Source organism: Arthrobacter sp. PAMC 25486 (assembly GCF_000785535.1).
Lineage (GTDB): Bacteria > Actinomycetota > Actinomycetes > Actinomycetales > Micrococcaceae > Specibacter.
Genome location: NZ_CP007595.1, coordinates 3,290,865 through 3,311,138, shown reverse-complemented (window position 1 = coordinate 3,311,138; position 20,274 = coordinate 3,290,865). Strand labels below are relative to the sequence as shown.

General features: G+C 63.8%; 26 protein-coding genes. 15 read left to right on the top strand and 11 right to left on the bottom strand.

Features of this window, described 5'->3' with window-relative positions; translation table 11 throughout:
• Positions 1-143: 143 nt before the first annotated feature.
• Both art_RS15135 and art_RS15130 read left to right on the top strand, forming a co-directional pair.
• Positions 144-1,394: a hypothetical protein gene (locus tag art_RS15135; protein WP_038466126.1), complete on the top strand. Its 1,251-nt coding sequence runs from the start codon at positions 144-146 to the stop codon at positions 1,392-1,394.
• Positions 1,395-1,758: 364 nt separating this feature from the next.
• Positions 1,759-2,163: a hypothetical protein gene (locus art_RS15130; RefSeq protein WP_052136010.1), complete on the top strand. Its 405-nt coding sequence runs from the start codon at positions 1,759-1,761 to the stop codon at positions 2,161-2,163.
• On the opposite strand, the gene art_RS21770 is transcribed toward art_RS15130, so the two are convergent.
• Positions 2,148-2,402, bottom strand: a complete 255-nt coding sequence (locus art_RS21770) for a hypothetical protein (RefSeq protein WP_157875147.1) — start codon at positions 2,400-2,402, stop codon at positions 2,148-2,150. The two genes, art_RS15130 and art_RS21770, sit on opposite strands and share 16 nt — an antisense overlap.
• Between art_RS21770 and art_RS15125 the strand changes: the two genes are divergently transcribed.
• Together art_RS15125 and art_RS15120 are read left to right on the top strand one after the other, a co-directional pair.
• Entirely contained in the window at positions 2,394-3,191 is a 798-nt protein-coding gene (locus art_RS15125; protein WP_082000108.1) for a DDE-type integrase/transposase/recombinase, read from the top strand. The two genes, art_RS21770 and art_RS15125, sit on opposite strands and share 9 nt — an antisense overlap.
• Before the next feature lie 84 nt (positions 3,192-3,275).
• Positions 3,276-4,538 carry a hypothetical protein gene (locus art_RS15120; RefSeq protein ID WP_038466123.1) on the top strand — a complete coding sequence of 421 codons (1,263 nt, stop codon included), beginning with the start codon at positions 3,276-3,278 and terminating at the stop codon, positions 4,536-4,538.
• Here the strand turns inward: art_RS15120 and art_RS15115 are convergent.
• Together art_RS15115 and art_RS15110 are read right to left on the bottom strand one after the other, a co-directional pair.
• On the bottom strand, positions 4,535-5,464 hold the full coding sequence (locus art_RS15115; protein ID WP_038466120.1) for a 2-dehydropantoate 2-reductase: 930 nt from the start codon (positions 5,462-5,464) through the stop codon (positions 4,535-4,537). The genes art_RS15120 and art_RS15115 overlap by 4 nt on opposite strands.
• Positions 5,461-5,952, bottom strand: a complete 492-nt coding sequence (locus art_RS15110) for a DUF2127 domain-containing protein (protein WP_038466117.1) — start codon at positions 5,950-5,952, stop codon at positions 5,461-5,463. The genes art_RS15115 and art_RS15110 overlap by 4 nt, the downstream gene beginning before the upstream one ends.
• Before the next feature lie 215 nt (positions 5,953-6,167).
• Here art_RS15110 and art_RS15105 point away from each other — a divergent pair, with 215 nt between their 5' ends.
• From art_RS15105 to art_RS15075, 7 genes are all read left to right on the top strand, one after another.
• Positions 6,168-7,727, top strand: a complete 1,560-nt coding sequence (locus art_RS15105) for a fumarylacetoacetate hydrolase family protein (protein WP_052136610.1) — start codon at positions 6,168-6,170, stop codon at positions 7,725-7,727.
• Complete coding sequence (gene hpaE, locus art_RS15100) at positions 7,724-9,220, top strand: 5-carboxymethyl-2-hydroxymuconate semialdehyde dehydrogenase (RefSeq protein WP_038466114.1); 1,497 nt, start codon at positions 7,724-7,726, stop codon at positions 9,218-9,220. The genes art_RS15105 and hpaE overlap by 4 nt, the downstream gene beginning before the upstream one ends.
• Positions 9,217-10,308 carry a 3,4-dihydroxyphenylacetate 2,3-dioxygenase gene (hpaD, locus tag art_RS15095; RefSeq protein WP_038466111.1) on the top strand — a complete coding sequence of 364 codons (1,092 nt, stop codon included), beginning with the start codon at positions 9,217-9,219 and terminating at the stop codon, positions 10,306-10,308. The genes hpaE and hpaD overlap by 4 nt, the downstream gene beginning before the upstream one ends.
• Positions 10,309-10,320: 12 nt before the next feature.
• Positions 10,321-11,106, top strand: a complete 786-nt coding sequence (hpaH, locus tag art_RS15090) for a 2-oxo-hept-4-ene-1,7-dioate hydratase (RefSeq protein ID WP_038466108.1) — start codon at positions 10,321-10,323, stop codon at positions 11,104-11,106.
• On the top strand, positions 11,091-11,906 hold the full coding sequence (locus art_RS15085) for an HpcH/HpaI aldolase/citrate lyase family protein (protein ID WP_173425241.1): 816 nt from the start codon (positions 11,091-11,093) through the stop codon (positions 11,904-11,906). Before hpaH ends, art_RS15085 begins: the two co-directional genes overlap by 16 nt.
• Positions 11,907-12,109: 203 nt before the next feature.
• The gene (locus tag art_RS15080; protein WP_038466105.1) at positions 12,110-12,496 is read left to right on the top strand and encodes a hypothetical protein; all 387 of its coding nucleotides are present in this window, start codon (positions 12,110-12,112) and stop codon (positions 12,494-12,496) included.
• Positions 12,493-12,831, top strand: coding sequence for a TfoX/Sxy family protein (locus art_RS15075; protein ID WP_038466102.1), 339 nt, complete (start codon positions 12,493-12,495; stop codon positions 12,829-12,831). Before art_RS15080 ends, art_RS15075 begins: the two co-directional genes overlap by 4 nt.
• 30 nt (positions 12,832-12,861) lie before the next feature.
• Here art_RS15075 and art_RS15070 read toward each other — a convergent pair whose 3' ends face one another.
• Positions 12,862-13,704 carry a VOC family protein gene (locus tag art_RS15070; RefSeq protein WP_038466099.1) on the bottom strand — a complete coding sequence of 281 codons (843 nt, stop codon included), beginning with the start codon at positions 13,702-13,704 and terminating at the stop codon, positions 12,862-12,864.
• A 347-nt stretch (positions 13,705-14,051) separates the two neighbouring features.
• On the opposite strand from art_RS15070, the gene art_RS15065 reads away from it, so the two are divergent.
• Positions 14,052-14,441 carry a VOC family protein gene (locus art_RS15065; protein WP_038466096.1) on the top strand — a complete coding sequence of 130 codons (390 nt, stop codon included), beginning with the start codon at positions 14,052-14,054 and terminating at the stop codon, positions 14,439-14,441.
• A 42-nt stretch (positions 14,442-14,483) separates the two neighbouring features.
• On the opposite strand, the gene art_RS15060 is transcribed toward art_RS15065, so the two are convergent.
• Positions 14,484-14,999 (bottom strand): putative immunity protein, encoded by a 516-nt coding sequence (locus tag art_RS15060; RefSeq protein ID WP_038466093.1) that lies wholly within the window; start codon positions 14,997-14,999, stop codon positions 14,484-14,486.
• 87 nt (positions 15,000-15,086) lie between these two features.
• Here art_RS15060 and art_RS15055 point away from each other — a divergent pair, with 87 nt between their 5' ends.
• Complete coding sequence (locus tag art_RS15055) at positions 15,087-15,392, top strand: hypothetical protein (protein WP_038466090.1); 306 nt, start codon at positions 15,087-15,089, stop codon at positions 15,390-15,392.
• A gap of 58 nt (positions 15,393-15,450) precedes the next feature.
• Here the strand turns inward: art_RS15055 and art_RS15050 are convergent, their stop codons facing one another.
• The 4 genes from art_RS15050 to art_RS15035 all read right to left on the bottom strand — a co-directional run bounded on the left by art_RS15050 (position 15,451) and on the right by art_RS15035 (position 17,642).
• Positions 15,451-15,816, bottom strand: a complete 366-nt coding sequence (locus tag art_RS15050) for a YciI family protein (RefSeq protein ID WP_038466087.1) — start codon at positions 15,814-15,816, stop codon at positions 15,451-15,453.
• Between the two features lie 131 nt (positions 15,817-15,947).
• Entirely contained in the window at positions 15,948-16,577 is a 630-nt protein-coding gene (locus art_RS15045; protein ID WP_216699545.1) for a nucleotidyltransferase family protein, read from the bottom strand.
• A 153-nt stretch (positions 16,578-16,730) separates the two neighbouring features.
• Entirely contained in the window at positions 16,731-16,979 is a 249-nt protein-coding gene (locus tag art_RS23000; protein ID WP_301537941.1) for a VOC family protein, read from the bottom strand.
• Positions 16,980-17,252: 273 nt separating this feature from the next.
• Positions 17,253-17,642 carry a dihydrofolate reductase family protein gene (locus art_RS15035; protein WP_038466085.1) on the bottom strand — a complete coding sequence of 130 codons (390 nt, stop codon included), beginning with the start codon at positions 17,640-17,642 and terminating at the stop codon, positions 17,253-17,255.
• A gap of 211 nt (positions 17,643-17,853) precedes the next feature.
• Here art_RS15035 and art_RS15030 point away from each other — a divergent pair, with 211 nt between their 5' ends.
• Entirely contained in the window at positions 17,854-18,690 is an 837-nt protein-coding gene (locus art_RS15030) for an MBL fold metallo-hydrolase (protein WP_038466083.1), read from the top strand.
• Positions 18,691-19,103: 413 nt separating this feature from the next.
• Complete coding sequence (locus art_RS23170; RefSeq protein ID WP_301537940.1) at positions 19,104-19,238, top strand: hypothetical protein; 135 nt, start codon at positions 19,104-19,106, stop codon at positions 19,236-19,238.
• A 52-nt stretch (positions 19,239-19,290) separates the two neighbouring features.
• Here the strand turns inward: art_RS23170 and art_RS15020 are convergent, their stop codons facing one another.
• On the bottom strand, positions 19,291-19,821 hold the full coding sequence (locus tag art_RS15020) for a hypothetical protein (RefSeq protein ID WP_038466078.1): 531 nt from the start codon (positions 19,819-19,821) through the stop codon (positions 19,291-19,293).
• The gene (locus art_RS15015; protein WP_038466076.1) at positions 19,814-20,164 is read right to left on the bottom strand and encodes a PadR family transcriptional regulator; all 351 of its coding nucleotides are present in this window, start codon (positions 20,162-20,164) and stop codon (positions 19,814-19,816) included. The genes art_RS15020 and art_RS15015 overlap by 8 nt, the downstream gene beginning before the upstream one ends.
• Between the last annotated feature and the right edge of the window lie 110 nt (positions 20,165-20,274).

Here is a 20,274-nt window from a genome sequence, read left to right as displayed (position 1 = left end):
AGGGGGCTTTCTTCCCAACGCTCCTTCACCTATGACGTCTTTTGTCCCGACGCTCGCTCACTTGTGGGGCGCTTTTCGCGAACGCTCGCTCGCCTGAGGCGCTAACGTTGTAGGCAACCGTCCCGCTGACCGCAAGGAATCCTGTGGCCAAGAAGCCCAAAAACACGAAGAAGTCCCGATTCGGCAACCCCGCCAAGGCCTCGGCCGACGCTGCGGCGCGCACCGCAGCCCGGCCTTCCGCCGATGCCCGTCTCGACCGCGCCATGATGGCCTTGTCGTCGGGTTTCGTTGACTCGCTGGAGGCCCAAGGCCGCCCGAACAAGTCAATCGACATCAGCCTGGCCATCCTGGACGATTTCTTTGACATGTACCGCATCCTGGAACCGCACACCGATCCCACCGCACTGGTTCCCGCAGCAGTCCAGGAGGTCATGGAGGTCACGGCGCACGCAAACCCGATGGGTGTCCTGACCTTGCGCAGCGGCGTCAACGACTACGTTGGCTATCTGGCCCAATCAGGTCTCTGGACCGGGACGCCGGCAGACCTTGCGGCCGTCCTGGAGGAACTGAGGAAGACCGGCATGCCTGAAATGAACGACGGCGGTGATCTCACCACCGGGGTCGACGGCGTGGACGGGGGCGACTACAGCTACCTCGACTATGAGGAGGTGCCCCTGGAAGACTACGAATTCGCGGAAGTTTACATCCCGGAGCTCTCACGCGAGGAAACCGTCGAGACGGCAAAGAATTCCCCCTTGTGGCTCAACACCCTCGCCCTGCTGGACTGGATTGGCGAGGGCCGCGAGCTCACGGACCACGGGACCCTGCTTGACCAGGAGGGTGCCGCAGCAACCCTGAGCCACACCGGTGTTGGCAAGCTTTCCGCCGCCGCGAACTTCACCACGCCCCAGGACCACGACGCGGCCCGGCTCGCACTCTACTGGGAACTGCTGGAAACGGCCGGCCTGATCACCGTGGGCGACACCCACGTCCGCCCCACACCGCATCCGGTGCCGCTCCGCGATGAGGGCGAAATGCTGGCCACCGTGACCGATCTGATCGGCCACTTTATTTTCACCGTCACGCTGGAAGGCTCCGAGGAAGGCATCTTCGAGGACTGGCACGTGGAGATGGCCGACTGGCTGACCCAGTCCGCCTCAGCGGCGCCGCCAGAATCGGCGCTGCTCATCCAGGCACTCGAAGAGCCGAACACGGTGCACCCGGATCTCCTTTCCATCGCCCAGAATATTGCCCACTGGGCAGAGGAAGGGCTTGTCACGGTAGGCGAATTCATCGAGGTGCCGGCGGCCTGGCGCGCCGACGTCTTTGACCTGCTGAAGGACGATTTCCCCGTCCATCTTGGCGGTCCCGGAGCCACACCTGCCCCGAAGTGATGCCGCGTTCGCCAAAACGCCCCGGAAGGTGCTGCCGCGTCTGAGGTTGTGAGGTACGACGGCGCGGGCCGGGCGGGCGCACCTGCCCACCCTTCGCTGTGGCCAGGCAAGCGCATTCTACAGGCGGGTGCGGCTGACGGACGGCATCGAATTCTGACCTTAAACATCGCGTTCTGACCTTAGCGTCGAGATGTATGACTGCAGGCGCGCATCCGGACGCTAAGGTCAGAACTCGAGGCAACAAGCCCCTCACAGGCAACGCCCAACCAACGCTCCATCACATACGGGGCACTTTTGGCCAACGCGCCCTCTGCGTCAAGCTGGTTGTGAGTCACTCATTAACCGTTGATTGAAGGAGCCGACCGTGGCCGTTGATAACAAGGGATTTACCCGTGAAGAGATCCGTGAGTTCGTGCATGAGTACTATTTGCAGCCGCATGGGTCACGGAGGGAGTGGCTTGCCTCGCATTCGATTTCCGAATGGATCTTCCGCAGATGGCGCACGATGGTGGTCCAGGGAGATATCGACCGGGGCCTGATTCCGCGAGAGCATGGAGGTATGGTCCCAACAAATCGTGAACTCTCCGCGTTTGAAAAAGCACGCGCGAAAGAGATAGCCGCCCATCGTGTCGAAGTCGAAAAACTCCAGAAGCGTATTGCTGAGCTAGAAGGGTCAAATTCAGCACTGGGAAAAGCTATAGGGCTCTTGCACGAGTTGAACGTGCCAGAGCCCGATACGCCCCCGACGAGCGCTCAGAAGCGTTCATAGCCGCTGAGAACACTCTCGTCCTGGAGCTGAAAGAGGTCACCGGTTCCCAGCGGACGGCCCTGAAACTTGCGGGTGTATCGCGTGGGACCTGGCACTACAGGTTCAATCCCCGCCCAGGCGTCCAGAACCCCATCCACCAGGGGGACCGGGCCTATGAAAGCCGGATCAGCACCATCCATCAGGACTGGATTCTTGAGTTCATCCTGGCCGGCTGGGAGAAGAACAACTCCGTGGATCATTCCTTCGCCACGGCCTGGGACAACGGGGTAATGATCGCCTCCCGCCGCACCTGGTGGCGGATCGCGGCAGAGTACGAGGACCAGAACGCACGCCCCACAGTCCCGACCAAACGCGGCGGCAAACGCGGCACCGCTGAGAAGCCCGTTCTCAAGGCCACCGGCCCCTGCCAGGTCTGGTCCTGGGACATCACCGACGTCTATTCCAAGTGGCAGGGAACGGTTTTCAAGGTCTACTCCATCATGGATATCTACTCCCGGGAGATCGTCGGCTGGCGGATCGAGGAACGCGAGGCGGACCACCTCGCCGTCAAGATGTTCGAGGCCGCCATCGCCCGGTACGGCGCCCCGCAAGTGGTCCATGCGGATTCGGGCCCTGCCATGAAGTCACACCTGCTTCGTGACGCGCTCACCGCCCACGGCGTGGAACTCACCTTCAACCGGCCCTACGTCTCCAACGACAATCCCTTCAGTGAGTCTGGTTTCCGGACCATGAAATACCGGCCCAACTACCCGCGAATCTTCGAAAGCCTCGAGGCCGCCAGAGAGTACCTCACCGACTACGTGCATTGGTACAGCACCGACCATAAACACTCCGGCATCGCCTTGTTCTCACCAGCACAAGTCCACGACGGATCCTGGAAAGAGCTCTGGAACCAACGTGACAAAACCCATCAGGAATACTACGAACAAAACCCAGGAAGGTTCCGCCAACGACCCACCACACCAGCCCCAGCCCAACACGTAGGGATCAACCTCCCCAAACCCGAAGAACCCCAAAAAATAGCCTAGTGACTCCACACAGCTTGACAATTTTCGGCGCCCGCTCTTGGCGGCTACGGTTAAGTGATTCGTCCCCTGACCGCAAGGAACCCTGTGGCCAAGAAGTCCAGCAAGTCCAAGAAATCCCGTTTCGGCAACCCCGCGAAAGCAGCAGCCAATACCGGTGGCGCACATGTAGCGTCACTGGACGAGGCGCGCGTGAAACGGTCGATGGAAACCCTGAGACGGGGGTTCGCCTTATGGCTGTCCGGCAAACACCGCGGCGATCAGTCCATCGATATCTCCTTGATGATCCTTGACGATTTCATTGGCGCTTATCTAATATGTGACCCGCAGGCCGACTTCCGATCCTTGATGCCTGACGCTGTGGATGAAGTCATAGAAACGGCTGCAAGCATCAATCCTCAGGCGACGTTTGCATTGCGCAGTGGCATACGCGATTTCATTGAATACCTGGTTGAGTCAGCGCTTTGGACGGGAACCATGCACGAAGTAATGGCATTGCAAGAGACCCTGAAACAACCCGAGTGGCCTGGTCTGGCTCCAGGCACCGAATTGAACTTGGATTCTTTGCGGCCTGACCCGGACTGGCTTGATCCGAAGGAGTTCGAACTCTCTGACATTTTTGTTCCTGAACTGAGCAGGGAGCTGGTCCTGGGAACCGTACGGGCGTCGCCCTTATGGAAGAACGCCGAGGCCTTGCTGATGTGGATTGGCGGGGGCAAGAGCCTGACGGCCAAGTCGCGCATTTTCAAAAAGGATCAGCCGGCAGCATTCGCTGCACTCAGCCACAGCGGAGGCGGCTCACTGGATGTGGCCAGGCGTTCGTCGGCCACCGCCGATGAACTCGAGGATGACCTCATTACCAGATTCAACCTCTACTGGGGGCTTCTCGTCGAGTCCGGGCTCATCGAGTTCAAGAACAACCGAGTTCTTGTGAGCAGCAAGGGAGCAGGCTGTTTGGCCGATGCGGAACGCATGGCGCTTGCCGTCGGAGATCTACTGGACCACTTCATTTTCAATTCAACCCTTGCCGGTTCCGAGCCGGGCCAGCTTGACGACTGGCATTTGGACATGACCTCATTCCTCGTCCAGTGCGCCTCTGAGACGCCGCCGAAGGCAGCCATGCTGATCTCCGCGCTTGAATCACCAGAGACAGCGCACCCCGATTTGCTTGAAATGGCCAAAAACGTCCGGCTCTGGGCCATGGAAGGACTCGTCACCGTTGATGAACGCATCGAGGTTCCCCCTGCATACCGTGTAGATGTCGCGGAAATGTTCAAAGAGGACTTCACCGTCAAAGTCATTGGGCCAGGCGCGGGCACCAACACCAACGATTTGCTGACTGGAATTTAGCGCCGGGCCGCACCCGCACCCACCCCGTGCACCCTCAGCTGCAGCAGCGCCAGGTCAATCAGCGGTGTTGCAACACCCAGTGCGCGGGCCCGGCGGACAAAGTCGCCGACGATGTGCTCGCCCTCATTGGGCAGCCCGGCCGTCACATCCCGGTACAGCGAGGACGTGAAAGAAGAACCCGGCTGGGTCAGAAACTCCAAGGTGTTGGCCTGCTCCGAAGCGGGCACCTCAAATCCCGCGCCTGCCGCCACGGCTGCAGTCTCAGCCACGACGTCGGCAACGAAGGCCGCTCCCCCATCCGCCGCAGCAATGTCGCCCACCGGCCCGCGCATCAGGCAGGTCACCACACCCGCCGCAACGATGAACACCCACTTTTGCCACATCGCATCCAGGCCGCTGGGCGCTGGGATGACATCAATTCCGGGCACCGAAATCGCGGCCAGGAGCCGCTCCAACCGCGCGGAAGTGCCGCCGCCCTGCTCGCCGAGGGTCCACCGCGCCAGCGGCTGCAAGATCGCAATGTCGCCGTCGCCGTTGATGGTGCCCACCAAGTGCACCACCGAGCCCAGCACCTTGTCCGCGCCAAATGCCGCCGCGAGCGCATCCATGTGCGCCAGCCCGTTCAGGAACGGCACGATCAACGTATCGGGCCCCACCGCCGGGGCAAGGTCGGCGATCGCGCTTTTAAGCCCGGCAGCCTTCACGGTGAGAAGAACGACGTCGAACACCTCACCCAGCGCCCCCGCCGTGAGCACCTTTGGCTCGATGCGCAGCTCCTGCTCGAGGCCGGCAACCCGCAGCCCGCGCTGCTGCAGGAACGCCGCGCGCTGCTCGCGGACCAGGAACGTCACATCCCGCCCGGCATCGGCCAGCCGGGCACCAAAATAGCCGCCAGTAGCCCCTGCCCCAACGATGAGAATCTTCATGCTGCCCCTATCCTTCGCGCCCGGTGCCGGCGGTATTCGTGCCAGGTGAGCACCACTATCAGGATATCGAACACCGTCAGCGCCACGAGGCCGGCCGATGGCGTCACGCTCAGTTGGTAGAACTGGTACAGGATGGAGATGATCAGGACTGCGATCATCCACGGGTAGGCCCACAGTTTTTGGCGCAGCAGGGCGATGACGAGGACGACCTTCACGATGCCGTGTGCCAGCAGGTAGATGGCACCAAAGAGCACCACATGGCCGGTCAGTCCGGCGGCCCCCTGGAGGATGTGGTTGGCGATGAAGTCGTCCGGATCTTCAGTCAGTTCCGGCTGTGTGATGAGGGTGGCCAGCTGCTTGATCTTGTCCGGGGCGACAAAAAGCAGGAGTGCGCCGCCCAACAGTTCCAGGACGCCGTCAAGGCCCTTGACGATGATGGCGACGTAGAAGAACCTGTCCCACCAGTCCGATTTATGTGCTGCTGTCATGGTGCCTCCCGCCGCGCGTTCTCTAGTTTGGAGGTTAGCACCGCAGTCTTGGCGGACGCCCGGCCAGCCCGCCTTGGTTGACGCGGCGGCGGTGGCGGCGGAAGCTTGAGCGTACATGGTCCCCCGCCCGCGGGCTGAAAGGACCGTGGTGTCACCGCCGCGACCACACCTGGCCGCAGCAACAGTCAACGGCAACCGTCAAACCGGGGTGTTTCGTGGAACAGGTCTCAGCAGGCACATTCAAGGCGGCCGGCAAGGTCATGGCCGTCCATGTGGCCTACCGCTCCCGCGCCGAACAGCGCGGCCGCACCCCCGACCTGCCGTCCTACTTCCTCAAGGGCACTTCCTCGTTGAGCCTGTCCGGCGCGGACGTTGAACGACCCGACGGCTGCGAACTGCTGGCGTTCGAAGGTGAGATCGCACTGATCATCGGAACCCCCGCCCGCCGGGTCAGCCCGGAGAATGCCTGGTCCCACGTTCGGCACGTCACGGCAGCCAACGACCTCGGCGTGTACGACCTCAAATATGCTGACAAGGGCTCCAACCTCCGCTCCAAGTCCGGCGACGGATTCACCCCGCTCGGCCCTGGCCTCATCCCGGCCGACGCCGTTGACCCAACTGCCTTGTACATCCGGACGTGGCTCAACGGGGCACTTGTCCAGGAGGACGGCAGTGCAGGGCTGTTGTTCCCGTTCAGCCAAATCGTGGCGGACCTGTCCCAGCTGATGACGTTGGAGCCTGGCGACGTCATTCTCACCGGCACCCCCGCCGGTTCCTCCGTTGCCGTGCCGGGCGATGTGATCGAGGTTGAAGTTGCTGACCCTGAATCGGGCTTGTCCACCGGCAGGCTGCGCACCACTGTGGTGCAGGACCGCACCCCGATGGCCGCCTACGGCAACGTCCCCCGGGCCACCGATGCCGACCGCATAAACGCCTGGGGTTCCCCGGAAGCCGCCGCCCTCCCACCCCGGAACCAGCCAGCCCAGGACCTTCCCACCACGGCCCCTCCCCCCAAGGAGCATTCCACCGCCGGCCTCAGCGTTGAACTCCGGCGCAAACTGACCAGCGTCGGCACTGCCACCCTCAGCTCCCAGCTGCGCCGCCGCGGCCTGAACAACGTCAGCATCGACGGCCTGGCCTCCACCCAGCCCGGCCTGCGCATCGCCGGCCGGGCCCGTACCCTGCGCTTCGTGCCCAACCGCGAGGACCTGTTCCCAGAGCACGGCGGCGGCTTCAACGCCCAGAAGCGCATCATCGATTCCCTGCACGACGGCGAGGTGCTGGTCATGGAGGCCCGCGGTGATCCCAGCGCGGGAACCTTGGGTGACGTCCTGGCCCTGCGTGCCCAGGTCCTCGGTGCCGCAGCCGTTGTGACGGACGGCGGTGTCCGCGACATTGCTGAGATAGCGGCCCTGAACCTGCCCGTCTTCCACGCCGGCGCCCACCCTGCCGTCCTGGGCAGGCGGCACATCCCGTGGGACACGGACGTGACCATTTCCTGCGGCGGAGCCACCGTCCAACCAGGCGACATCATTGTCGGCGACGCTGACGGACTGCTGGTCATCCCGCCGTCGTACGCGGAAGAAGTGGTGGACGCCGCCATCACCCAGGAACACGAGGAAACGTTCATCGCCGAGATGGTCGTACAGGGCCACAGCGTGGAAGGCCTGTTCCCCCTGGACGATCGGTGGCGGGCCCGGTTCACGGACTGGGCGGCCGCAATGCCAGGCCGTGCAAACCAAGAAGGCCAAGCAGAAGGAGCGGACACCCCATGACCGGCCACTTCATCCCGGAAGATCTCCCCCACCACATCCAGCATTACATCGACGGCCGGCACGTGGATTCGGCGGGAGGGGAGACCTTTGATGTGCTGGATCCGGTGTCCAACGGCAATTACGCCACGGCCGCAGCCGGGCAGAAGGCGGACATCGACCTGGCCGTGGCAGCCGCCACCAGGGCGTTCAAGGACGGGCTGTGGCCGCACTTGAAAGCCCGCGGGCGAGCCCGGATCCTGAACAAGATCGCAGACGCCATCGAAACCCGTGAAACGAAGCTGGCCGAGCTGGAAACGTTCGACACCGGCCTGCCCATCACCCAGGCCCGCGGCCAGGCACAGCGGGCGGCGGAGAACTTCCGCTTCTTCGCCGACCTCGTGGTGGCCCAGGTCGATGACGCCATGAAGGTGCCCGGCGCCCAGCTCAACTACGTCAACCGCAAGCCTGTCGGCGTGGCCGGGCTCATCACGCCGTGGAACACGCCGTTCATGCTCGAGTCCTGGAAGCTGGCGCCGGCACTTGCCTCCGGTTGCACCGTGGTGCTGAAGCCGGCCGAGTTCACCCCGCTGTCGGCCTCGCTGTGGGCCGGTATCTTCGAGGAGGCAGACCTGCCACAGGGCGTGTTCAACCTGGTCAACGGCCTCGGCGACGACGCCGGCGACGCCCTGGTCAAGCACCCCGGGGTCCCGCTGATCTCCTTCACCGGCGAAACCACCACGGGCCAGACCATCTTCCGCAACGCCGCAGACAGCTTGAAGGGCCTGTCGATGGAGCTCGGCGGCAAGAGCCCCTGCGTGATCTTTGCCGACGCCGACCTCGACGCCGCGATCGACTCAGCCCTGTTCGGCGTCTTCTCGCTGAACGGCGAGCGCTGCACGGCCGGCTCGCGCATCTTGGTGGAGCGCAGCATTTACGACGAGTTCTGTGAGAAGTACGCCGCCCGGGCCAAGAACATTGTGGTGGGCGACCCCCACGACCCCGCCACGGAGGTGGGCGCGCTGGTGCACCCCGAGCACTACGCCAAGGTCATGTCCTATGTGGAGCTCGGCAAGTCCGAGGGCCGCCTGCTCGCAGGCGGCGGGCGCCCCGCGGGCCTGGACACCGGCAACTACGTGGCGCCCACCGTCTTTGCCGACGTGAGGCCCGACGCGCGGATCTTCCAGGAAGAGATCTTCGGCCCCGTGGTTGCCATCGCCCCCTTTGCGGACGACGGCGAGGCGCTGGCTTTGGCCAATGGCGTCAAGTATGGCTTGGCCGCCTATGTGTGGACGAACGATCTGGCCCGCGCCCACACCTTCGCCCAGAATCTGGAGGCCGGCATGGTGTGGCTGAATTCGCACAATGTGCGGGACCTGCGCACCCCGTTCGGCGGCGTCAAGGCATCGGGGCTGGGCCACGAGGGCGGCTACCGCTCCATCGACTTCTACACCGACCAGCAGGCCGTGCACATCACGCTGGGCACCGTGCACACCCCGCGGTTTGGGGCGTCATGAGCCACCTCATCCCCACCCCGAGCATCCCGCCGCCGGATATTGTGCGCTGCGCCTATATGGAGCTGGTGGTCACCGACCTTGCCAAGTCCCGCGAGTTTTATGTGGACCTGTTGGGCCTGCACGTCACGTTCGAGGACGCGGATAGCATTTACCTGCGCACCTTGGAGGAGTTCATCCACCACAACCTGGTGCTGCGGCGGGGCCCCGTGGCCGCGGCAGCCGTGGCCGCATTCCGGGTGCGGACACCGGCCGACGTCGACGCTGCCGAGGCGTATTACGAGCAGCTGGGCTGCCGCACCGAGCGGCGCAGGGGTGGCTTCGTCAGGGGCATTGGCGACGCCGTCAGGGTGCAGGACCCTCTGGGCTTCCCCTACGAGTTCTTTTACGAAGCCGCTCATGTGGAGCGGCTGACCCAACGTTACGACCTTTACACGGCTGGCGAGTTGGTCCGGCTGGACCATTTCAACCAGGTCACCCCGGATGTCTCGCGCGGCCAGAAGTATCTGGAGGCTCTGGGCTTCCGTGTTTCCGAGGACATTCGTGACGCCGACGGCACCACCTACGCGGTCTGGATGCACCGCAAGCAGACGGTCCACGACACCGCACTGACCCAAGGCGACGGCCCCCGCATGCACCACTTGGCGTTCGCCACGCATGAAAAGCACAACATCATCGCAATCTGCGACAAGATGGGTGCCCTGCGCATCTCCGACAGGATCGAACGCGGACCGGGCCGGCACGGCGTCTCCAACGCCTTCTACCTGTACATCCTGGACCCGGATGGCCACCGGGTTGAGATCTACACGCAGGACTACTACACGGGCGATCCCGACAATCCCGTCATCAGCTGGGATGTCCAGGACAACCAGCGCCGTGACTGGTGGGGCAATCCCGTGGTCCCATCTTGGTACACCGAAGCCTCGCTCGTGTTGGACCTGGACGGGAGGCCCCAGCCGGTCACCTCCCCAGAGGGGGCGTCCGAGCAGGCGGTCACCGTCGGCGCCGACGGCTTCTCCTACACCCGCGGCGCTCCTTCCAACCACGGCGACAACGGAAACAAGGGCTTCAAATTGGGCGGACAGCTGTGAGGGGGACGCACCATGCTTGATGACGAAACCATCGCCAGCATTGCCGACGAGCTCGTCGAAGCCGCCCTGACCAGAACACCGGTACCCCTACTGACCACCAGATATCCCGGCATGACCGTCGAGGACGCCTACCGGGTGCAACGCCTGTGGCGCGGGCGCGGCGAAGCTGAAGGACGCGTGCTGGGCGGACACAAGATCGGCCTGACTTCCAAGGCCATGCAGCGCGCCACCGGCATCACGGAACCGGACTACGGCGTCATTTTCAAGGACGCCGTCCTGGAATCAGGCACCACGTTGGAGTGGTCGCACTACACCCGTCCCCGGGTCGAGGTGGAGTTGGCCTTCCTGCTCAAGGAGGACCTCAGTGGCCCGGATGCCACCCTCTTCGACGTTCTGCGCGCCACCGAATACGTCACCCCGGCCCTGGAGATCCTTGATTCAAGGATTGAGATGGAGGGGCGCACCATAGTTGACACCATCAGCGACAACGCCGCCCTGGGCGCCATGGTGGTGGGTGGCACCCCGGTGCGCCCGGACGCCGTCGACCTTCCCTGGGTGGCCGCCATTCTCTACCGCAACCACACCGTGGAGGAGACCGGGGTGGCGGCCGGCGTGCTGGGCCACCCCGCGCACGGCGTGGCGTGGCTGGCCAACAAGCTCGCCGCCCACGGGGACACGCTCGAGGCGGGCGAACTCATCCTCTCCGGCTCCTTCACCAGTCCTCTGTGGGTCAGTGCGGGCGACACCATTTTTGCCGATTACGGACAGCTGGGAACCATCACATGCCACTTCACGTGACCCCCGACCCGTCGCTCAAGGACGCGCTCGCCGCCGCCACCCGCCCGCTCGTGGGCATGTGGGTATCCTCGGGCAGTGCGCTCATGGCCGAGCTTTGCGCCGGTTCCGGCCTGGATGTGGTCCTGCTCGACGGCGAGCACGGCCCCAACGGGCTCGAGAGCATCCTCGCCCAGTTGCAGGCTGTGCGCAGCTACCCCGTCATGGCCGTGGTGCGCCCGCCCGTCAACGACCCCGTCATCATCAAGCAGTACCTGGACCTGGGTGTCCAGTCGCTCATGGTCCCCATGATCCACAGCGTTGCCGACGCCGAGGCTGCGGTGGCCGCCGCCCACTACCCGCCGCGGGGCGTGCGCGGCGTGGGTGCGGCCCTGGCCCGGTCCTCCCGCTGGAACCGCATCCCGGACTATGTGGAGCGGGCTTCGGAGACCATCACCGTGATGGTGCAGATCGAGTCGGCGCAGGCCGTGGAAAACGTCGCGGACATTTTGGCCGTGGACGGAGTCGACGCCATCTTCCTCGGCCCCGCCGACCTCGCCGCCTCCATGGGCCTGCTGGGGGCGCAGGAAGACCCTGCGGTCCTGGCCGCCGTCGATCATTGCATTGCGGCGGCAAAGGCGGCGGGCAAACCGGTGGGCGTCAACGCGTTCGCGGAGGGCGCGGCCCGGCATTACCTGGATGCCGGCGCGGGCCTGGTCCTGGTGGGCGCCGACGTCACGCTGCTGGCCCGGGGCAGCGAGGGGCTGGCCGCCACCTATATTCCGCAATGGAAGCCCGACGGCGGGTCCCCGTCCGGGTGGTGAGGCCCGACGGCGGGTCCCCGTCCAGGTGGTGAGGCCCGACGGCGGGTCCCCGTCCAGGTGGTGAGGCCCGCCGTCGGCTGTGGCTGTTTCCGGCAGCCCTAGCTCGCCCGGGTTGCCCACGGAAAGCAGGGCCCGTAGACGCCTTGACAATACGTGGCGGTCGTTTCATATTCAGTGTGTATCCGTAATCAAGGGAGCGGCCCATGGGCAACATCGTCTCAACGTCAGCACCGCAAGTGTTGCAGGCGTACTACCAATTTCTCACTGCGGGGGCTGCCTCGTTCGGTGAAGGACAGGGGCTCCGCACGTTATTGTCGGAGCACCTCGACTTCACGGGCTCCCTGGCAGGCCACCGTCCGAATTCAACTGAAGATTTCCTGCACGGCGTGGCCGGCTTTGTCTCGACCGTCCGCAGCCTCACCGTGGTCCGCGAGGTTCACGACGGGAATGCCTCCGCTGTCCTGTACGACGCCGAGATGCCCGGCGGCATGGTCCGGTTCGCCGAATTTTTCACGTACCTCGACGGCGTAATCGACACGCTCCACCTCCACAACGACGGCCAGGACTACATCGCCAAAGGCGGACGGTGACCACCGACGCACCGACCCCGCGCGACGCCCTTGCCGGCAGGGTCCTGGAACTCATGGCCCCGTGGCAGAACGTGCGTGAATTGCGGATGTTCGGCGGACAGTCGTTCATGGTGGATGAACGACTGGCGGTCGCCGTCCGTCGCAACGGCGACCTGCTCGTGCACACAGATCCCGCAGCGTACAACGAGCTCATTCGACGGGGAGGCGAACCGGCAAACATGGGCAGTGACAGGCCGATGGGCACGAGATGGCTCACCGTTCCCTTTCACAGACTTCAGGACGAGGAGGAACTCGCATACTGGATCAAGGTCGGCGTTGACTCCCGAAACGTTTAAGCCGGCCTAGCGTCGTCGACGTGGCCCACCTCAGCCAGACGGGGGCATGAACTGGCTGGCGGTGAACTCGGCACCTTGGGGGTCCCGGATCAGTGCCGTGCGGGTCCAATAGTCGTCGCTCTGGCTGAGGATGCTGGCGCCGAGCCGCTCGGCGGCAGCCACCGCCCGGTCCCGGTCCTGCACTGTGAACGAAACGTGCCAGCGCGCCGGTTCGGCGGGGGCCGCGTCAACAATCCACGCAATCGCATCCTCGAAACCGGAGGGTGTGGCAACATTCGCCTGCCGCGCCCTGATGCCGGGATCAATGGTCGCCTCAAGATGGTCTCCATAGCCGGGCCTGCGGATCAGCAGCCCGAAGCCAAGGTCATCGACCTGCCAGCCGAAGGCGCCGCCATAGAACGCCGTCGCCGCGCCGGGGTCGAAGGTGTGGAGGTCGCTGAAATTCCAGGAACCGGGCACGTTGGCCACCTGCGACCCCGGGCGGCGCCTGGCCTGCCAGATGCGGAACTCCCCCCCTTCAGGATCGGTCAACACCGCACCCCGGCCACCCTCTCCCGCATCGGCGGGAGCCGATTGAACCGTGGCACCGGCAGACACGAGCCGCGGCACGGAAGCATCGGCGTCGTCGACGGCAATGTAGGTGTTCCACGCCCCGGCGCCGTTGTCGGTGCTGGCGATCCCGCCGACGTCCTGGCCGTTGAGCTTGGCAATCAGGTAGCGGCCGGGTGCTTGCGGCGGCATGGCGTTCTCGAATGTCCAGCCGAACATTCCGCCGTAAAACGCGGCTGCCGCGTCGACGTCCGGCTGCTCGGTGTCAATCCAACAGGGCACGCCTTGCGGGTAGATCCGTTGCATCTTTTCATTGCCGTCCATGACCAAAGCCTAGCGAGGAAGTGACCGCCCGGGTACCCCACCGGAACCACTCGTGACCGAGCCAGCGCCCGTCGTCCAGCCGCAGCTCATGTGGTTCGGCAGGGTAGGCCAGGCCACGTTCGTCGGGGGCCTCGTCGGCATGGGACCCTTCCGCCACGCCCGACCTCCCACGTCCGAGTAGCTCGATGGCGATAAATTCTTGTCCGCTGGGCATCCGGGTTCGCGGGGATATGCATGCTGGTTGGCCGCCGGGTGGACGAAGCACAACGCCGGGTCGGTCACCATGAACAGCGGGCCCAATCGGGGTGGTTGTAGAGTCGAAACAAATCGAAAAGGCAGGAGAACCCATGAGATTGCATCACGTTCAAGTTTCGATTCCCAAAGGCGGGGAAGACCAGGCCCGGTTGTTCTACGGCCAGGTTCTGGGGCTGACAGAGGTTCAGAAACCGCCATCGCTGGCCGGCCGCGGCGGCTGTTGGTTCCGGTCATTCGAGGGCGCGTCCGTCGTGGCGGAAATCCACGTGGGCGTCGACTCCGGGTTCAGTCCGGCCCAAAAGACCCACCCCGGGTTTGTGGTGGCCTCCACGGCAGAATTGGAGGGCCTCGCAGACAGAATTCAGTCGGCGGGCCTGGAACAGTCATGGGTAGAAAGGTACACCTTTGAAGGTTACGAGCGGTTCCATTGCCGTGATCCCTTCGGCAATCGGATTGAAGTGCTCACACCCCTCACCGCCTGAAGATAGGGCATGCGTGCCGGCCACCGTGAGCGGGCCCATGCGTCAATCACTGAACACAGACCAGCAAATGTCGTTGCGGCGGGCTTGGTCTTCGAGGACGAGGTCGCAAAGACTGCGGGGAATCTGCCTGCGCTGCCAGTTGCGCTCTGCCCGGCCTGCCTCATTTTCCTTGCCCCGGGGTGCCGCGGCCTGAACCGCCTTGATGGCGTAGGCAGCGGCACCGAGGTCGTGTTCAGGAACGTGGGCAACGCAGGCCGCCTGGCCGGCCGCGTACGCCGCAAAGCGTGCGCCACCGCGCAAGGGCCGAGCGGCACCCATGGCGTGACCACCCATCGCCCGCGTCGCCATCATCGTCGCCTGGCCGCGAGACCACGCCCGCGCCGCTTCGATCGCGTCCCGGGGACGAGTGTCCGCGCCATGAGATTCTTCAAACAGGGGCAGCACGTGTTCGGCGCAGCTGGCCGCCCACACTGCCAGAAGCCTGTGGTCGGTTTCGGTGAGCGTCCCACCCCGTTGAATACTCACAAGCCGCGGGTCACGAACTGCGGGAAGGATCATGGAGCCACCTTACGCCCGGCAACCCAGCTGTCCGTGATGCAGGGGCAGCGGCTGTGCACCCGAAGGTGATGTCCGCAGGCTTGAATCATGATCAGCAAGAGACCCACCGGTGAAGCTGTCCGGGAAGAAATCGTCGCAGCAATTGCGGAAGTCCGCGCCGTTGCCAAATCAGAGCACGACGTGCAGCGGAACCACGCCGCGGAATGGTTTTCTGAGTTATTCATTGATGTCACGGACAGGTGCGGTCTCCGGGAAGCGGCCGCAACGGCCCTCACACTGTACGGCGGGTGGGGTTCGTTCTCCGACGTCGGAACGTCGGCATCGGCTCAAGCAGTCGACAGGCCCACAGTCGCCCTGAAGCACGGGCGTACCCGGCTCCTGCCCAACTCGTAATGCCAGACCAGGGCAACCCCTGGCGACGCCTCACACAGGCTTCCGGACGGGTTTCCGTTTAGCCGGGTTCGTCCTGGAAAGCGCGAACCTCTACCCGTCCCGCGCACGCCTTGGAGGCGTCCTTGACCCACTCCAATGCGGCGTTGAGGTCGGCGACCTCGATGACCCAAAACCCGCCGAGATATTCCGTGGACGGGGCATATGGTCCGTCGGTCACGACCGGCGTGGCACCGGTGTTGTCGACCGTGGTGGCCGTCTGGATGGGGTTCAAGCCTCCCGCGAAGACCCAAGCGCCCGCTGTACGGAGTCTGTCGTTGAAGGCATCGACCGCGTCCAGTATCGGCTGGATCACGGCCGGATCCATGGTCTCCGTGGTGGGTGCCTCGGCCGTGTCGTGGCCTACCGAGATCAGGTACTGTGTCATGTCACTTCTCCTGCCGTGGGCCGGTTGGGGCTGATGCCTGTCACTCTACCGAGGAACTAGTGGCCACCAACAGGGTTTCGCCGTGCCAATCTGTGGCGGTATTCCTGAAGATTTCCCTGGCGGCATTGCCGTCAGGGCACGTCCGTGGGCCAAGGTTGCACCGACAACGACGGCCATTCCGCACTCCATCGTTTGGTCTTCATCTCGTAAACCTCCCGGGGTGCCAGCACCGGATTCGGCACCACCCTCCGCGCAAACAGCTCCTCGTAGCCGTGCGGTGCGTAGCTTGTGAGGTTGCCCAGCCCGTCTGAGGTGACGGCGAAGCAGCAGGTCTTGGCGGCGAAATGATCTACAGCATCAGCGGTGTCGGTGAAGGGCGCAGCAGGTACGCCGAAGTGCTCCTCATACCAAAGATGCACACGGGCCTCATTGCGGACTTCGACGTCGGCGTCCAAGTCCTTGAACAGTTCCCTCGCCCGGACGATGACCGCGTTTTCCGCCTCATAAGAGGTGTCGTCATCAAAATAGAACAGGTCATAGTCCCTGATGCCCGCTTGTGGATCCCTGCCGTCCAACACGTTCCAAACAGTCTGGAACAGTGCCCCGGCGGTCAACCACCAGTCCGAGACGCCCAGAAGCGGCGCCAGTTGCAGTATTTGCCTGTTGATCGGGTTCTTTTGGATATGGGCCAGAAAGAGTTGCTCGCCATGGGTGGTCACCGCACCATCCTGCCCCACACCATCCACCACTCGTGGACGCACGAGGTGTGTCCCCTGATCCATTCTTGTCTTGGTCGACGCGTTACCGCGGCGGCCCCGGTTGTGGCGGCTTTCAAGGACAAGCACGACGGCGGCACACCGGCCAGGCGGTCGGGTCCGGCGTCGGTTTATGGCAACGTCACAGGTGGGGGATCCTCAGTCCGGGCGGACGGCCGTGAGGCAGAACGGGTGTCCGGCCGGGTCCAGCAGCACCCTCCATTGGCCAGGGGCTGGCTGCAATTCGGCGGCAGTGGCGCCCATGGCCAAGGCGGCTTCGGTTGCCGGGTCCAGTTCCTCCACTGCGATATCGAGGTGGAGTTGCTGCTGTTGGGGGCCTTCCGGCCAGGCAGGAGGGACGAAGTGCTCGACGCGCATCAGGGTGAGCATCGGCCCGGCCCCCGCCAATGCGATGACTCCTCAGTCCGGGGTGGCGAAGGCCTCCGTGAGCCCCAGAAGCCGGGAGTAGAAGGCTGCCAGCAGGTCCGTATCCGGGCAGTCAAGTGAGATGGAGGCAAGTTGTCCGACGCGTTTAGTCATGGTTAAAAGCTACATGCCGGTGCCATGTTCCGGCGCCGCATCAATCCGGCAACTCGAGCAGACCGGGCGCGTGTTTCCACTCAAACGATTGCGCCTGGGCCCGCTCAATCAGTGGTCCGGCCGAATCACCGGGTTCCCGTACTAGCGGCGATAGCTGAGGTGAATGGTGCCGCTTTCGGCGGTCTCACGTGTGACGGTGCAGCCGTTTTCCAACCCGCGAAGATCGTCCCAGAGCCGCATCCCTCGACCGAGCAGGATCGGGGGGACCCCAACGTGCAGCTGGTCGACCAGCCTGGCGCTGAGGAAGTCGCGCGCAGTGGTGGGGCCGCCGCCAACACGGATGTCCTTGCCACCCGCCGCCTGGCGCGACAGTGCAAGAGCTTCTTCCGGGCTGGCATTGACGGACCTGAAGGTGGTCGTGTAAGCCTCAACCAGGCGGCCCCAATCCAGCCCAAATGGACTCTTCGAAGTCGCGTCGGTCGTCGTGACAAAACCATCCAGCGAGATGCTCAGGTCAATTCGAGCAGCCATGGCGGCGTTCCCTCGAAATTGTGGTGGAGTCCTGGCATCAGACTGCTTCCGGTCAGATGCCAAAGGAACGCTGGGAGTCACAGCGCGGCAGCAAGGACGACGGCGGTACAAAAGCCCCGTCGTCGTGCTTGGTTGGGTTCACCTTGCTGACCCGGCAACAAGTCTCTGCCGCCAAGGACATGTCCAACCCGGCCGAAGTAGTATCAAGAACATGTCATGGACAGACCTGGGCGCCGGCGTCTTTGTGAAGCGGTATGAAGCAGGAGACCTCAACGTTGCGGCCATCGTCGGGCCGAACGGGGTGACCATAGTCGATACTCAAGGTTCACCGGCAGAGGCACAGGAGCTCATGGATGATGTGGCGCAGAGATTCAATATGCCGGTCGTTGCCGTCATCAACACCCATGCGCATTACGATCACAGTTTCGGCAATTCCGTTTTTGCCAACCTTGGGGTGCCGATCTTTGGACACCACCGGATACCCTCCCATTACGCCGATTTCGAGGGTCCACGCCTGGCAGCGTGGCAGGCCGACCCGGCTTGCGAACCCGACAAGCAATGGGAAAAGGTTCTGCTGACCATTCCCACCGTCCTAATCGACCAGTCCATGACACTGACCTCGAGCGGCCGTGACATCACGTGCATGCCAATTTCCCGGGGCCACACCGACACGGATCTGGCAGTCGTCGTGCCGGACGCCAGGGTGTGGCTGCTCGGGGACCTGGTTGAGGAGTCAGGCCCTCCCATGTTCGGGTCAGGCAGCTGGCCGCTTGACTGGCCAATTGCCTTGGACGAAGTTCTTCTTGGGCTGCGGCCAGGCGACCTCATTGTTCCGGGACATGGTCAAGTGGTTGACCGGGCGTTCGCCATGCGGCAGACATCTGCCCTGCATGGCGTTGCCGACGCGATTCGAGGCTCCCGTGCGGCGGGGCACAGCATCGAAGAAGCATCGCACGCTGCCGACCTTCCTTGGCCGGAATGGATGCTGCGTTCCGCCTTCGAGCAAGGATTTTCACATCTCGGCACGGCTCCGCATGGTTCGGTGTGACGCTCCGGCCGGATTCATGGCATCACGGGTACCGTGAGGGCATGACAATGGCGCACCGAATAGTGGATCCCTCACCGGCGTTGTGGTTGCGCGACTCGCTTGAACCGGAGGGCCGCGGACGAGCACCTGCCCGAACGTTGGGCGGAAACTGCCATGGGTGATCGGGAAACCACCGTTGCTACAGCCCTGGCGCAGGTGCTGGCCGGTCACACTGAAACCCCGGAATCGTGCTTCTTCGCCGGGTGGGAAGGATACGGGTATCCCGCTGCACATGAAGACTCGTTGGTCACCTTTCCACCCGACCGGCGCTGAAAATCTATTCGGGCCCGGTCCAAGCCGGAGCACGGGCCCTTGAGGAGGGCCTGTTTGGCCGGCGTCCGCTGCGATGGTGGCCCGAAGACCGCGCTTGGTGTGTGGGACAGGACATCTACGCCCGCAGCGTGTTCATTGCCTCCAGCCTGGAATGCAGCAAGGCACTTTTCGCCCATCCCGGACTCGACATCCACTCCATCAGGCCCACCCACGCCGTCGTCCCGGAGGACTACTAACCGCAGACCAGGTCAAGGGGCGTGCTGCAGTATGAAGTTAAAGTCCCTCAGCTCATTGGCGCCGGAAAGCTCTCCAGATTCGGGCGCCCAGGAGGAATGCGGCGAGGACGATAGTCGCCGGAACCACCAGCCATGCCCATCCGCTGACCCAGCCGATACCTATCGATTCAGCATTGGAGAAGGCTTCGACCCCGACGAACAGGAAGGTGGAGTGCGCTTCTGCCGGCGCGGCACTGTCAACCGCAGCGAGCATCCCTCCCGTGAATGAGAGGAACACAGCCCAGTAGGCCAGAAGCGCGATTGCCCCGATGACGACGCCCATCGACCAAAGTGGGCGCCGCTCCCCTTCATCCCCGTAGCGAGCCGCCAGAACGCTGGCGGGACCGAGGTCGGCGAGTGCGCTGGCCAGCTCCCTCGGGTCGGTCAGGAGTTCTTGGCGCAGGGATGTGATCGTGGCTTTGCGGTCAGCTCCCCGCAAGATTCCTTCAAGGTGCCACTCGAGGCGAATCAGGTAGCTTTCGATTCGCATACGGTCGCGAATCGACCGCCGCGAGCTGCTCGTCGTGCGGATTGCATCAGTCATCGGAGAGTCCTTCCAAGGTGAGGGCGTTGTTGACGGCGGCGGACACAAGCTGCCACTGCCGACTTGCCGCAGCCTTCGCGGCCTGCCCCTGAGGGGTGAGTGTGAAGTACTTGCGGGGCGGGCCGCTGGTGGACGCGACGGAACGTGTGGTGACGAGCTGGTCCCGTTCAAGCCTGGCGAGCACGGGGTAGATAAGTCCCGTGCTGACCTCCAATCCAAGCTCGGCGAGCCTCTCGAGAATCTCATAGCCGTATGACTCTCGGCCCCCGATCAGTGTCAGGGTGAGAAGTGGCAACGCCGCGCGGATGACCTGTGCGTCCTGCTGGGCCTGTATTCGAGACATGGTATTAGTAAAATACAAATACTAAAAATGCACAAGCTCACTGAAACAGTCAACGGCCACACTCCTGCGGGTACACTTCCCATGATGAACAAGGTGGAGAAGAATTGAAC